The organism is Azospirillum oleiclasticum (genome assembly GCF_013423485.1).
GTDB lineage: Bacteria > Pseudomonadota > Alphaproteobacteria > Azospirillales > Azospirillaceae > Azospirillum > Azospirillum oleiclasticum.
The window spans coordinates 61534-75609 of sequence record NZ_JABFFR010000015.1; the positions used below are offsets into that span (position 1 = coordinate 61534).

Consider the following 14076-nt stretch of genomic DNA (forward strand, 5'->3'; position numbering starts at 1 on the left):
CCTAATTGAAGGTTATTTGTAATCTCTTCTAGTTGCTTGGTCGCCAAAGTACAGTGGATAAGCCCGAGTCGGGTCGAGTCGCCGGTTTGCAACGGTCGCGAAAGTACACGGGTCCGTCGCAGGAGTACAAGGTCCGGGGTGTGGATGATGGGTCCGGTCGCGAAAGTACAAGGGTTCCTGATCGCGAATCGGACATGCGGCTGGGAACGGCCCGGTCGCGAAAGTACAAGGGTGACGAGGTGCGTCCGAGCCATGGCGACGAGAGCGGCCCTGACGGCCCATCCGGTCGTCCGGAGCCATCCGTCAGGGTTCTTGAAGGAGCCATCCCTCAGGGTTCTTGAATATGTGGACCATCAGTTCACACGGATTATCGGCGCAGGTCATGCGGACGGCCGGTTGTGGGGCACCGAAGAGATTGGTGGTATCGCAGACTTCACCGATGCCCCCAGTCAGCTGCAGAAGTTTAGACTAAACCTGACGGTTGGCTAGAATGGCGGGGAGATTGCCGCCGGGGGTGGGGCGGAGCGGAGCCCCGTAGGGGCGCAGCGCGGCACCACTTCCGCGGCGCTCGCCTGATGCTCATGCTTCATCGCAACTGTGATGTTAATCAGCGTCACTCACCGTTCCGCGGGCACGGCTTCGACCTGATCGAGCAGCATCGCGACGAAGGCTTCCACTGCATGGCTTCGGCCCACATCCGGTTGGATGATGAAGTACGGGTTGGGCGCCGGCACCTCGATGCCGATCGGTCGGACCAACGTGCCACGCCGCAGATCTTCGGCACAGAGGATCGAGGTACCGACCGCGATGCCCAGTCCTTCGCGAGCGGCCTGGATGGACAGGTGCGCGTCTGGCAGGATCACCTCCTGACGGAAGTGTATGGGGCGCTTCGAGGAGGCTCCCAACAGGCGTGACCAATCCGTCCGGTCACGGGCATGCAGTCCCACGAGGCCTGAAAGCGATTCCGGCTTCGTGACCTCGCATTGGTAGGCAAGCGCGGGGCTGCAGACCGGGAAGTAGACCTCATCGCGAAGAATGGCGATCCGCGTGCCCGGGGCGGAGCACTCGCCATACGCGATCACGACATCCATCGTACCGTCCGCCTGATCCATTTGATACAGGCGAACGCTCATGAACGGGAAGCTCTGAGCGAAGGCGTCGATCACCCTCATCAGGCGAAGCGCCGCGAACGCGGGCGCACAGGAGACGCGAAGCTCGCCTTTGACATCCGTGGCACTGAGGTCCCGGCACACGGATGCAATATCCGCGAAGGCGCGTCCGACCGACTCGAACAACTTGGTCCCAGCCGCCGTCAGCGTGAGATCACGCTTGCTGCGAACGAACAGTGACTGCCCGACCTCCTGCTCCAACTGCCGCAACTGATGTCGGATCGCCCCCGGCGTGACATTGAGCGCCTTGGCCGCCGCCGCGATGCCACCCGCTGACACCATGGCGTGAAAGGAGCGAAGAGCCGTCAGATTTTGGCTGGGAGTTTTCATGAGCGATCGCCCAATTCGTCAAATGAATTGACGAATTATACTATTTTTATTCGCTCAGGTCAATTCAAGTATCGATGTTAATAATGTGCAACGGTCCTATTGGTGCTGCCACAATTGCGGAGGTCGGTGGGCGCGATGAAGATCCTGGTCCTGGGAGGCGCAGGCGGCATGGCAAGCGGCACAGTCCGTGACCTGGTCGCACCCTATTCTCGAAACGTCATCGACATCGTTGTGGCCGACACGTCATTCCAGAAGGCCGATGCGTTGGTCACCGAGCTTGGAGACACCCGCCTCGGTGCCCGCATGCTCGACGTCTCGGATCGGCGCGCTCTGCGCGACGCTCTCGAGGGCAGGGATCTCTGCATCAATGCCGTGCCGACCTTCGCCGGTCACCAGATGGCGATCTTCGAGGCCTGCTTCGATGCGCGCGTGGCCTATGTCGACTTTGGCGGCATGGGGGTCTTCACGGTTCGGCAGAAGGCCCACCACGCCCGCTGGCAAGAGGCCGGGGTGACGGCGGTTCTCGGACTCGGCGCCGACCCTGGTGTTTCGAACGTCATCTGCAAGGCCGTGGCGGAACGGCTCGACCGGATCGACGCCATAAACCTGTATTGGGCTGCGAAGAAGTTCGGCGCCGAGAGCCCTGTGCTCGAACCACCCTATGCCGTCTCGACCGTTCTCGCGGAATACGCCAACCCCTCGCAGCAATTCATCGGGGGCGAGCTGCGGGAAATGCCGCCCCGGTCGGGTCGCGAGGTGCTCCACCTGCCCGATCCGTTCGGCCCGACGGAGTTCATGTTCACCCAGCATTCCGAGCCGCTCACCGTTCCGTTCGCGGACGGTATCCGCGAGAAGGGCATCCGCGAGTTCACCTGGAAGCTCCATCTGCCCGATCGCGAGCACGAGGCCTGGACGGGCCTCGTGAAGGCCGGGTTCGGCGGCTTCGACGACCCGCTGACGGTCGACGGCGTCGCCGTCACGCCGGGCCGATTCCTCGATGCGCTGATCCGGCGGAACGTCGAGCGGAATTCCCACAGCATTCCGGAGACGACGTCGCAGGAGTTGCACCTCGCCGTCGGCCATGGCGAGGCGAACGGCTGCCCGACGACGGTCAACTGCGCGGTGATGAGCCGCTCGGACCCCTTCTACGCCAAGTACCTCGACGCGGGCACATCGATGGGTCTGTCCATCGGGGTCCAGCTGATGGGCGACGCACCGTTGCGCCCCGGCGTCTGGGGGCCGGAGGAGTACTTCGAGGTCAGCCCCTTCCTCCAGGAGCTGAAGCGACGCCGCTTCATCGTCGTCAACGATCTGCCGCTCGGCCGAGGCGACATTCGCTGAAGCGGCAAAGGATCAGGAACAGGTCAGATGACACAAATGGCGCAAAGATCCGAGCCGCGGGTCAAGATGGCGATCGAGGTCGGTGGCACCTTCACCGATCTCATCTGGATCGAAGGTGACGAGGTCAAGACGCACAAGGTGCCGTCCACGCCGCACGATGCGTCGGTCGGCGTCATCGCCGGGCTGTCCGAGGCGCTGGAGCGCGACCTGTCGCGGCTGGAACAGCTCTTCCACGGCTCCACGGTGGCGACCAACGCGGTGATCGAGCGCAAGGGCTGCCGAACCGCGTTCGTAACCACGGCCGGCTTTCGCGACGTGTTGGCGTTGCAGCGCCAGCTCCGGCCGAATGTCTATGCCATCGCCTGCCGCAAGCCCGAGCCCCTCGTGCCGCTCAATCTTTGCGTCGAAGCGTCCGAGCGGATCGGCGTGCGGGGCGAGACCGTGACGCCTCTCGACGAAGCGGCCCTGATCGACACCATGGCGCGCCTCGTCGAGCGGGAGAAGCCCGAGGCGGTGGCGGTGTGCCTGCTGCACGCCTATCGCGAGCCTGCGCACGAGCTCCGGGTGCGGGAGATCATCACCCGCCACCACCCGGATCTGCCGGTCGTGCTGTCCTCGGACGTACTGCCGACCTTCCGCGAGTACGAGCGTGCCTCGACGACGGCGATGGCCGCGTACCTGGTGCCGCTGGTCGGCCGCTATCTCCACCGGCTGGAGCGCCACCTCGACGAGGGCGCGCCCGGCGGCAAGCTGTTCGTGATGCAGTCCGCGGGCGGCGTCCTGCCCAGCCGAGGTCTGCACGGGCGCGGCGTCGAGATGCTGAACTCCGGCCCCGCCGCGGGCGTGATCGGGGCGACCCGCATGGCGCAGGCCATCGGGGACGCCGACGTCATCACCCTCGATGTCGGCGGGACGAGCGCGGACATCTGCCTGATTGCGCAAGGCCGCCCCAGCGTGACGTCGGAGACCCAGGTGGCGGGGCTTCCTGTCGGCCTGCCGAGCATCGACATCGCCAATATCGGGGCCGGCGGGGGAAGCCTCGGCTGGGTCGATGCCGGCGGCATGTTGCAGGTCGGTCCCCGCTCGGCAGGGGCGCAGCCCGGTCCTGCCTGCTACGGCCGCGGCGGTACCGTGCCGGCACTGACCGACGCGCTGGTGCAGCTCGGCTGGATTCGACCCCATCGCTTCCTCGGGGGCCGCATGACGCTGCTGCCCGACCGTGCGACCGCCGCTCTCACGGATCTGGCCGCTCCCCTCGGCCAGGGTCCCGACGACATGGCCCGCGCCATGGTCGAGATCGGGGCGGCCAATGTCAGCCAGGGAATCCGGCTCGTCTCGGTGCAGCGGGGGCACGACCCGAAGGATTATGCGCTCTACGCCTATGGCGGCATGGGCCCGATGCTGGGGGCGCTCTCGGCGGGCGAGCTGAAGATCCGTCGCGTCGTGGTGCCGCCCTATCCGGGCCTCTTCTCGGCATTGGGCCTCCTGGTCGCGGATCTCAAGCGCATCTATCGTGAGACCCGGTTCCTGCGGGTCACCGACACCGTGGCCGCGGAAGTAGGGGCGGCCTTCGCACGACTGCGTGCCCAGGCCGAAGCCGAATTCGCCGGCTTTGGCCGCGCCCCGGAGGACATCCGGTTCGAGCACGAGCTGGAGATGCGGTTCGTCGGCCAAGGGTACGAGCTGCACTCGGGCATCGATCTGGACCGGCTTGCGGCGGAGGGGCGCCGGTATGTCGAGGCCCGGTTCAAGGCGGCGCACGAGGCCCGCTACGGTGTCGTCCTGGCCATGGACATGGTCGAGATCGTGACGCTGCGCCTGACGGCCTCCGTACCCACCGACGACACCGTCATGGGCTCCCTGACCCGGCCGGGGATCGTGGCGGCAAATCCCCGCATCGAGGAGAGCGCGATCCTGTTCGAGGGCCGGACGGTACCGTGCCGCTTCGCGTGGCGGGCCGACCTCGCGCCGGGCACGGCGCTCCAGGGAGCCGCCATCATCGAGGAGCCGACCGCGACGAGTTTCGTCCCGCCGGGCTGGACGGCGCGGGTCGACGCGACCGGCGCCCTCATCCTGACGTCGGAGGTCTGACGATGTCCGCCAAGCTCAGCCAATCCACCTTCAACATCATCAGCAACGGCCTCCACGGCATCGCCCAGGAGATGGGCGAGAAGCTCGTGCGCTCGGCCTATTCCACCATCATCCGCGAGGCGCGCGACTGCTCGACCTCGCTGCTCGACAGGCAGGGCCGGATCATCGCCCAGGCCCAGTTCTGCCCGATCCACATGAACTCCTTCGGCAAGGTCTTCGAGGCTTTTGCCAAGCGGTTCGATCTCTCGACGATCGGACCCGGCGAAGGCCTGATCACAAACGATCCCTACAGCGGCGCGCAGCACCTGAACGACATCGTGCTGTTCACGCCTGTCTTTCACGGCGGCAGGCTGGTCGCCTTCAGCGCCTCGCTCGGGCATCACATCGATGTCGGCGGCGGTGCGGCCGGCCCGAACGCCTCGGCCTCCGATGTCTACTCGGAAGGGCTCCGCATCCCGCTCCTGCGCTTCGACATCGCACGCGATCTCGGCGACGGCATGCTGGAACAGTTCATCCGGACCAACGTGCGGCCGCCGGATCAGGTCATGGGCGACATCTACGCGCAGATCGCCGCGAACCGCAGCGGCGAGGCGCGTTTCGTCGAAATGCTGGAGCGCTTCGGCGAGGAGACGGTGCTGGCCGGTGCGGCCGAGTTGCAGGACTATTCCGAGCGTCTCGCCCGCGAGGCGATCCGGACGATACCCGACGGCGTGTACGAGGCCGAGGATTTCGTCGACGACAACGGCTTCACGGACAGCCCCCTGCGCGTCGCCGTCAGGATCACCGTACACGGCGACAGCATCGGGATCGATTTCACCGGGTCCGCCCCGCAGACGAAGGGCATCATCAACTCGCCCCTCGCCTCCACGGTATCGGCGGCCCTGGGGGCGATGGCCGTCATGCTCGGCGGCGGCGACATTCCGGTGAACGACGGGCTCTATCGGCCGATCGGACGCATCCACGTCCCGTTCGGCAGCTTCCTCAACCCGAGTCAGCCGGTCGCCGTGCGGGCCCGGAACAACGCCTGTCACCGCGTCTACAACGCCATCATGCTGGCGATGTCCGAGGTCGCACCGACCCGGGTCCTGGCCTCCGGACACGACACGACCAACGCGATCGGCCTCGGGCACATGTCGGAGGACCGCTACCACGTCTACATGGAGGTCGTCGGCGGCGGCTGGGGAGCCTCGGCGGGGGCGGACGGGGCCGATGTGGTCGATGGTTACGTCGGCAACTGCTCGAACGTCCCGGTCGAGTCCCTGGAGGCCGACTACCCCTTCCTGCGCATCGAGGAGTACGCGCTCAGGCGGAACTCCGCCGGGGCCGGCGAGCGACGCGGCGGCCTCGGCGCCCGCCGCGTCTATCGCATCCTGGAGGACGGCGTCACCTTCAACTCCTACTCCGACCGCTTCAAGGTCGCCCCCTGGGGGCTCCACGGCGGCCAGCCCGGCCAGCATTCACGGTTCTTCGTCGAGCGGGAGGGGACCCCGATCCACTTGCCTTCCAAGGGCAACACCACGCTCGGAAAGGGCGACCGACTGATCATCGAGACCGCCGGGGGCGGAGGCTTCGGCCCGCCGGCGAAGCGGGACCGGGCCCTCGTCGCCCGGGAGGTCGCGGAGGGGCTCCTCAGCCCCGAGGAGGCCGCCAGGATCTACGGCTTTTGACGGGGGGCCGGCCCCCGTGCCGCCGGCGCTGGACAACGCAACAACGAAGGAGGCTTCAGATATGACACGACACCTCGTTGCGGGCGCAGCGCTCGCCTTGCTCGGCTGTCTCGGCAGCGCCCCGGTCTCCGCCGAGATCGGGAAACCGGTCATCAGAATCGGGATACTCAACGACAGGAGCGGTCCTTATGCCGATCTCGGCGGCCCGGGATCGGTCGTCGCCGCGCAGCTCGCGATCGAGGATGCCGGCGGCAAGGTCAACGGCGCCGCAATCGAGCTCGTCTCGGCGGATCACCAGAACAAGCCCGACATCGGCTCGGGCATCGCGCGGCGCTGGCTGGACCAGGACGGTGTGGACGTGATCGCCGACGTGCCGGTCTCCTCGGTCGCCCTCGCGGTCCAGGAGATCGGCCGGCAGGCGAAGCGCATCACGCTGATGCAGGCGACGACGTCCGACCTCAGCGGCAAGGCCTGTTCGCCCTACAGCACGGCGTGGCAGGACGACACTTACTCCTTTTCCAAGGCGACCGCGCAGGCGGTCGTCGCAACCGGCAGCAAGAGATGGTTCTTCATCTCGGCCGACTACGCGTTCGGCCATGCGCTGGAACGGGACGCCGGCAAGTTCATCAAGGAGGCCGGCGGCACCGTGACGGGTGCCGTCAGGCATCCGATCAACGCCGGCGACATGAGCTCCTACCTTGTGCAGGCCCAAAGCTCGAAAGCCGATGTCGTCGCGTTTGCGAACGGCGGCGCCGATCTGATCAACTCGATCAAGCAAGCCGACGAGTTCGGCGTTACGGCCGGCGGACAGAAGCTTGTCGGGTTCCTTCTCTATCTCACCGACGTTCATGCGCTGGGCCTGCCGGTCACGAAAGGCCTGTTGCTGTCCGAAGGTTTCTACTGGAATCAGAACGAGGCCGCGCGAACCTGGTCGAAGCGCTTTTTCGAGAAGACGAAGCGGATGCCGACCAAGCAGCATGCCTCCGTCTACGCCTCGGTCGCCCACTACCTGAAGGCCGTGAAGGCCGCCGACACGCTCGATGCCGATGCGGTAGCGGCGCAGATGCGGACAATGCCGGTCGATTACTTCGGCCATTCCGGAACAGTCCGGCAGGACGGTCGTGTCGTCTACCCGATGACGCTCTACGAGGTGAAGTCCCCGGCCGAGAGCAAGGAGCCCTGGGATTACCTCAAGCCTGTGCGGGAGATCACCGCGGCGGAGGCCTTCCGGCCGATTTCCGAGGGTGGATGCGGCCTCGTGAAATGACGGCGACGGCCGTCGGGCCGTCCCCGTCACATCGTTCTTCCACCCGCGCGCCGCGGAAGGTCCGGAGGCCGGGAGCAGGGCGGCGCCCACGGTCGCGGGTCCTTCCCGGCACTGCGGGCGATCCCGGATCGCCACGCTCGGAGCGAGAGGCATGAGATCGGAACTCTACATCGATGGCGAGTGGCGGGCCGCGGCCTCGGGCGGGATGATCGCGGTCGTCGATCCCGCGACCGAGGAGGTCTTCCATCACGTGGCGGATGCCGGCCCGACCGACGTTGATCGGGCCGTGACCGCCGCGCGCGAGGCTTTCGACGGCGTCTGGGGCCGGACGACCGGCCGGGAGCGCGCCGAGGTGCTCCGGGCCATCGCCGGCGCGATCGCCGGGCGGCGCGACGCCTTCGGCACGCTCGAAGTCCGCGACAACGGCAAGCCCCTGGCGGAGGCACTTTGGGATATCGACGACGCGGCCGGCTGCTTCGCGTATTACGCCGATCTTGCCGAAGAACTCGACGGCCGACAGGACGAGCCGGTGGAACTCCCCGATGCCCGTTTCACGTCGCAGGTGCGGCGCGAGCCGGTGGGTGTCGCGGGCCAGATCATCCCATGGAACTATCCACTCCTCATGGCGGCGTGGAAGGTGGCGCCGGCCCTCGCCGCCGGTGCGACGTGCGTCCTCAAGCCCTCCGAACTGACTCCCCTGACAGCTCTCGAACTCGCCGACATCGTGCACCAGGCTGGTCTGCCGCGCGGCGCGCTGAACGTCGTGACGGGTACCGGCCAGGCGGGCGCTGCGCTCGCCGAACACCCTGGCGTCGATAAGCTCGCCTTTACCGGATCCGTGTCCACCGGGGCGAAGGTCATGGCGGCGGGAGCCCGTGATATCAAGGCGGTGAGCCTGGAACTCGGCGGCAAGTCGGCTTTCCTGGTCTTCGACGATGCGGACATCGACAAGGCCGTCGAATGGATCATGTTCGGGATCTTCTGGAACCAGGGCCAGGTCTGCAGCGCGACCTCACGTCTCCTGGTGCAGGCCGGGATCGCCGATGCGTTGATCGAACGGCTTGCGATCGAGGCGGCCCGAATTCCAATCGGGCACGGCCTCGACCCGAAGACGCTGCTCGGACCGCTCGTCAGCCGGGGACACTATGAGAAGGTGACTGGTTACATCGCAGAGGGCCGCCGCGAAGGTCTCCGTTGCATCACCGGAGGAGACAGGCCGGAGCACTTGCCGAAGGGATATTTCCTGCAGCCTACGATCTTCGACGACGTGCCTGAAACGTCCCGGCTCTGGCGCGAGGAAATTTTCGGGCCGGTCCTCTGCATTCGACGTTTTCAGACCGAGGAGGAAAGTGTGCTTTTGGCCAACGCCTCCCCGTTTGGCCTGGCAGCGGCTATCATGTCGGCCGACGACGAGCGCTGCCGTCGCGTGTCGCGCGCGCTTCGCGCCGGCATCGTCTGGGTCAACTGCTCGCAGCCAACGTTCACGCAAGCGCCGTGGGGAGGCGTCAAGCAAAGTGGCATCGGTCGCGAACTCGGCCCATGGGGCCTTGATAATTATCTGGAGATAAAGCAGGTAACGCGCTTTGGCAGCGACGAAAATTGGGGATGGTACATCAAACAACCGTAACCGATGACGTTGGTGCAGAACTCGGCCTGAGGCCGGATTTCGCTCAGCGGCGATTGTGATCAGGCGAGCTTGCATGAGACCGGCATGCCGAGGCTGGTCATCCGATTGAGGACGGCGCAGGCGATCCGGGCCTCGACCTTCTGAGCGGGCAGAGTCCTGGCCCGGAGGCTCCGTCCGATGAGAACCTTGCAGCGGAAGAAAGCGGTTTCCACGAGGGCGCGCCTTCCATAGCCGGTCGTCGCCTGCCAGCTCATTCGGCCCTTCTCGGCGATCTGCTGGATGTGGTGGTCGCGCTGAGTGGGAGTGGTGTCGGCCTTCTGGCCCGGCACCGTCGTGGCGCGGGGCGGGATGATCACCGCGGCAGTGGGGTGGCGGTCGGAAATGGCACGGTAGACGGGATCTCCATCATATGCGCCGTCCGCCAGCACCGCGTTGACCGGGCCGGGGATCTGGTCGAGCAAGGGGCCGACCTGGGAGGCGTCGCCGTCCTCGGTGGTGGTCAGCTCCGCAGCCAGGATGTCACCGCTGTCCGGATCGATGGCAATGTGCAGTTTTCGCCGACTCCGGCGCAGCTTTCCGCCGTGCTTTTCCAAGTGCCACTCGCTGGCTCCGACCATCTTCAGGCCCGAGCTGTCGATCACCATGGTCACAGGGCCGTTCGGCTTCATCAGCGCGGCCGCCAGCGACAGGCGGGCACTGCGTCGGGCCAGCGTCGTGTAGTCGGGAACCGGCAACTCCATGCCGAGGATCTGGACAATGGAGCGCAGCAGCCCCTCCGTCTGCCGCCATGGGCGCCCAAAGGCCAGGCGCAGCATGACCCCGGTCTCTATGGCGATGTCCGAGTGGGCTGCTGGACGGCCTCTCCGGCCGGTGACGGCGGGTGTCCATGCCGCGAGAGCCCCGGGTGTCACCCAGATCGTCAGGCTCCCGCATTGCCGAAGAGCCCGGTTGTACTCTCCCCAGTTCTCGACCTTGTACTTGGACTTCGGGATCCGGTGACGGCGCGGTTCATTGTGCTTATACGGCATGCGGGCACTCGGCGGCGGAGCCCACCTCTATACCGGCTGCGCCGACGTCCCGCACCACGAACCGGATCTATACAACAACGCCACCGGACCCAGCACCACGTAGCCCGATGCGGTCAGGTCGGGGATGCACCGGGGTGACCTGAATGGCTGGTCTGCCCGAAGCGATCCTGGCGCTGATCGATGCCGCGATCGCGGCGCTGAACCGCACCGCCTTGGCCGGCCGTCCTCCCTTGCGGATGGCCGGCTGTCAGGTGCCGCAGTCGCGTGGCGTGATGCCCTTTTCTCGGGCGTATTGCGCCGCGGAGGCCTCGACCATCGGCCGGACGATGGACGGGTCGGGCTGCACCCAGTCGGAGATCATGGCCCATTTCCCACCGTCCCACTGCTGGAAGCGAATGCCCCCGCCGCCTTCATGATCGGCACAAGTCACCTTCAGCGGCGGCATCAGACCGTCGATCCCCAATTGGCGGAGGCGTTCCGGACTGATCTCCATGTTTTCAAGGCCCCAGCGCACCTCGTCGCCGGTCAGCGGCCGGTTGCCGAACCGGGCCATGGCGGTGCGCATGCCTTCCACCAGGACCACGCCGTGCAGCACGCCGCGCACGTAATACACCGACCCGATGCGGTTGGGCTCGACGTTGCCTTTGCCCTTTTCATAAACGAACTTGCGGATATCGCCGAACACCGGGAAGTCCTGGCCGGTGGCATGGAACTGGGAGGTGATGAACCCCTTGGCGGCGTCGCCGGCTGGGGTGACGTCCTCCTCCGACCCGGACCACCACCAACCGATCATCCGGTCGCGCGGGATGGCGACGCGGGCGGCTTCCTTGAGGCCGGCCGTGGTGGCGGATCCCCAGCCGGCGAACAGGATCCAGTCGGGCCGATACTGGCGCACCTGCAGCCACACCGCCCGCTGGTCGAGGCCGGGTGGCGCTATCGGGAAGTTCCGGACCTCGAAGCCGTGCATGCCCGCCTGCTTCTCCAGCACCGGGCCGGTCTCGCGGGCCGAGGGGAAGTCGACCAGGACATTGGCGATCTTCTTCCCCTTCAGCTTTTCGAAGCCGCCTTCCTTCTCGGCGATGAAGCGGATGGTGGCGGTGTTCTGAGTCCAGTAATTGGCGATGAGCGTGAACATGTAGGGGAAAACCCGGCCGTCGGAAGCGTCGGTGCGGCCATAGCCCAGCGTGATGCTCGGAATTTTATCCTCGGTCATGCGCTCGATCAGGGCGTAGACGGATCCGGTTCCCGACGGGGCGAAGGCGGCGGCGCCGGTCGGTCCCTTGTTCTTCAGGCGCTCGTAGCACTCGATCATGCGATCGGGCTGATAGGCCGTCTCGCATTCCTCGAACACCAGCTTGACACCGTTGACCCCGCCGTCGCGCTCGTTCACGAGCGCCAGATAATCGGCGTAGGCACCGTAGATACCGCTTCCGCCGGAGGCGTAGGGGCCGGTGCGATAGATGGCGATCGGGACGAATTGTTCCATCGGCTGGGAGAGGGCCGGGGCTGCCTGGGCAACCGAACCCAGGGCAAGAACGGCCAGAAGGGAACGCGCGAACGTCATGGTTTTTCCTTCCATGGGCGGCCCTGGGCTGTGGTGCCTATCAAAAGGACCAGGCCATCGTTGTCGTCGGACGGTGGGTCTGTCGTGATCGGTCATCGACGCCCGACAAGGGGCGGCAGCCGACGCGGCTTCGCACGCGGGCCGGGAGCTCGTAGCGGAGGGTCGGGTCGGCGGCCCACCAGCCGGCACCCGAACATGGTCGCCGGAAAACCCGGCACGGGTCAGTTCACCCTTGGCCGGGCCCCATCGACCGATGGCGGCCCGGTGCGGGTGACATCTTTCAGGCTCGTACCCGCCCCTGATCATCACCCGCCGGCTGCCCCGCCAACCCCGCCTGCCGGGCGCCGTCGGCCGCCGCCCGCTCCCGCAGGCGCAGCTCCTTGCGGCTGATCTTGCCGGTGATCGTCTGGGGAAGGGCGTCGAGGTACTCGATCGCCCGGGGGTACTTGTAGGGGGCCGTGACGGATTTGACGTGTTCCTGCAGGGCGCGGCTCAGCGCATCGCCTGGCTCGTATCCCTCCTTCAGCACCACGAAGGCTTTGACGATCTCTCCCCGCTCCAGGTCCGGGCTGCCGATCACGGCGCAGGAGATCACCGCCGGGTGCTCCAGCAGGGCGTTCTCGACCTCCAGCGGCCCGATGCGGTAGCCGGCGGAATTGATCACGTCGTCGGAGCGTCCGCGGAACCACAGATAGCCGTCCTCGTCGCGTTCCGCGCGGTCGCCGGTGATGAACCAGCGGCCGGACGGACTGTCGCGGAAGCAGGAACGCGTGCGCTCCTCGTCATTCCAGTAGCCGAGCATCATCTGCGGGTTGGGCGTCAGCACCGCGATGTCGCCCTCGCGATGCGGTGGGAGCGGCGTTCCGGTCTCATCGACGACCTCGACGCGCACACCGGGTCCCGGCCGGCCCATGGAACCATATTTCACCGGCTCACCAGGGATGTTGATCACGACGATCAACGATTCCGTCAGCCCGTACCCCTCGTCGATGCGCGTGCCGGTGGCCGTCTCCCAGCGCTCGGCAAGACCGGGACTGACGGATTCGCCACCCGATATGGTCCGGCGCAGGGCCGACAGGTCGTATCCGCCGATATCCTCGTTGACGATCCGGAACAGCTCCGTGCCGGGGGCGCAATAGACCGTGATCCGATGCTTCTGCAGAAGCCGCAGCCGATGCTTCGGATCGAACGGGCCGTCATAGAGGAAGGTGCAGGCGCCGCAACTCCAGGGACCGAACAGAACGCTCGTCCCGGCCTTGCTCCACCCGGTGTCGGCCGTGCACCAGATCCGCTCGCCCGGCCGCAGGTCGAGCCAGTGGATGGCGGAAACACGCCAGGCGTACAGGCCGCGCGAGGCGTGCAGCACGCCCTTCGGATAGCCCGTCGAACCGGATGTGTAGTACATGACCGCCGGATCCTCCCGCTCCACCGGTTCAGGACGGAGGTCGATGGACGCGGAGTCCATCTCCGCGTCGAAATCCACCCAGTCCGGCGCGCCGCCGATCGCGATCCGGACCGGAATCTCGTCGATCAGATCCGCGAACTTCTCCACCTGGGAGGTTCGGCACACGACCGCCCTGGCGCCCGAGTTCCTCACCCGGTAGGCGATGTCCTTGGACGTCAGCATCTCGATTCCCGGAATGGCGACGGCGCCGATCTTGAGCGCACCGACCATCACGATCATCCATTCAGGGATGCGCGGAAGGATCACCAGAACACGATCACCCTTCTTCACGCCATGCGCCCTGAGCAGGTTGCCGAAGCGGTTGGTCAGCGCCGCGATCTCGGAATAGGTGTAACGCCGCTCTTCCCCCGCATGGTTTTCCCAGATCAGCGCCAGACCGTCGCGCTCCCTCGCCCATCGATCGACCACGTCGGTCCCGAAATTGAAGCGGTCGGGCACGTCCCAGCGGAAGGCGTCTTCAATCTCCTGATAGGATTCGGTGCCATCCAAGTCGATGTTGGTCGACCACACGTCGCGCATTGTCGCCC

The 14076-nt window shown here is 66.3% G+C and carries 9 protein-coding genes; 5 read left to right on the forward strand and 4 right to left on the reverse strand.

Annotated features, from left to right (window positions below):
* Window positions 1-617 precede the first annotated feature (617 nt).
* Complete coding sequence (locus tag HL658_RS17690; protein WP_180285032.1) at window positions 618-1499, reverse strand: LysR substrate-binding domain-containing protein; 882 nt, start codon at window positions 1497-1499, stop codon at window positions 618-620.
* A 135-nt stretch (window positions 1500-1634) separates the two neighbouring features.
* Here HL658_RS17690 and HL658_RS17695 point away from each other — a divergent pair, with 135 nt between their 5' ends.
* The 5 genes from HL658_RS17695 (at window position 1635) to HL658_RS17715 (ending at window position 9492) form a co-directional block, all read left to right on the forward strand.
* Entirely contained in the window at window positions 1635-2840 is a 1206-nt protein-coding gene (locus HL658_RS17695) for a saccharopine dehydrogenase family protein (protein ID WP_180285031.1), read from the forward strand.
* A gap of 66 nt (window positions 2841-2906) precedes the next feature.
* Window positions 2907-4931, forward strand: a complete 2025-nt coding sequence (locus HL658_RS17700; protein ID WP_180285030.1) for a hydantoinase/oxoprolinase family protein — start codon at window positions 2907-2909, stop codon at window positions 4929-4931.
* 2 nt (window positions 4932-4933) lie between these two features.
* Window positions 4934-6598, forward strand: coding sequence for a hydantoinase B/oxoprolinase family protein (locus HL658_RS17705; RefSeq protein WP_180285029.1), 1665 nt, complete (start codon window positions 4934-4936; stop codon window positions 6596-6598).
* A 61-nt stretch (window positions 6599-6659) separates the two neighbouring features.
* Window positions 6660-7865, forward strand: a complete 1206-nt coding sequence (locus HL658_RS17710; protein WP_180285028.1) for an ABC transporter substrate-binding protein — start codon at window positions 6660-6662, stop codon at window positions 7863-7865.
* Window positions 7866-8016: 151 nt separating this feature from the next.
* Window positions 8017-9492 carry an aldehyde dehydrogenase family protein gene (locus tag HL658_RS17715; protein ID WP_180285027.1) on the forward strand — a complete coding sequence of 492 codons (1476 nt, stop codon included), beginning with the start codon at window positions 8017-8019 and terminating at the stop codon, window positions 9490-9492.
* A 59-nt stretch (window positions 9493-9551) separates the two neighbouring features.
* Here HL658_RS17715 and HL658_RS17720 read toward each other — a convergent pair whose 3' ends face one another.
* The 3 genes from HL658_RS17720 to HL658_RS17730 all read right to left on the reverse strand — a co-directional run bounded on the left by HL658_RS17720 (window position 9552) and on the right by HL658_RS17730 (window position 14068).
* A complete protein-coding gene (locus tag HL658_RS17720) occupies window positions 9552-10520 on the reverse strand; it encodes an IS5 family transposase (RefSeq protein WP_180285026.1) in 969 nt (322 codons plus the stop codon).
* 247 nt (window positions 10521-10767) lie between these two features.
* Window positions 10768-12180 (reverse strand): ABC transporter substrate-binding protein, encoded by a 1413-nt coding sequence (locus HL658_RS17725; RefSeq protein WP_246337672.1) that lies wholly within the window; start codon window positions 12178-12180, stop codon window positions 10768-10770.
* A gap of 184 nt (window positions 12181-12364) precedes the next feature.
* Complete coding sequence (locus HL658_RS17730; RefSeq protein ID WP_180285024.1) at window positions 12365-14068, reverse strand: acetate--CoA ligase; 1704 nt, start codon at window positions 14066-14068, stop codon at window positions 12365-12367.
* Between the last annotated feature and the right edge of the window lie 8 nt (window positions 14069-14076).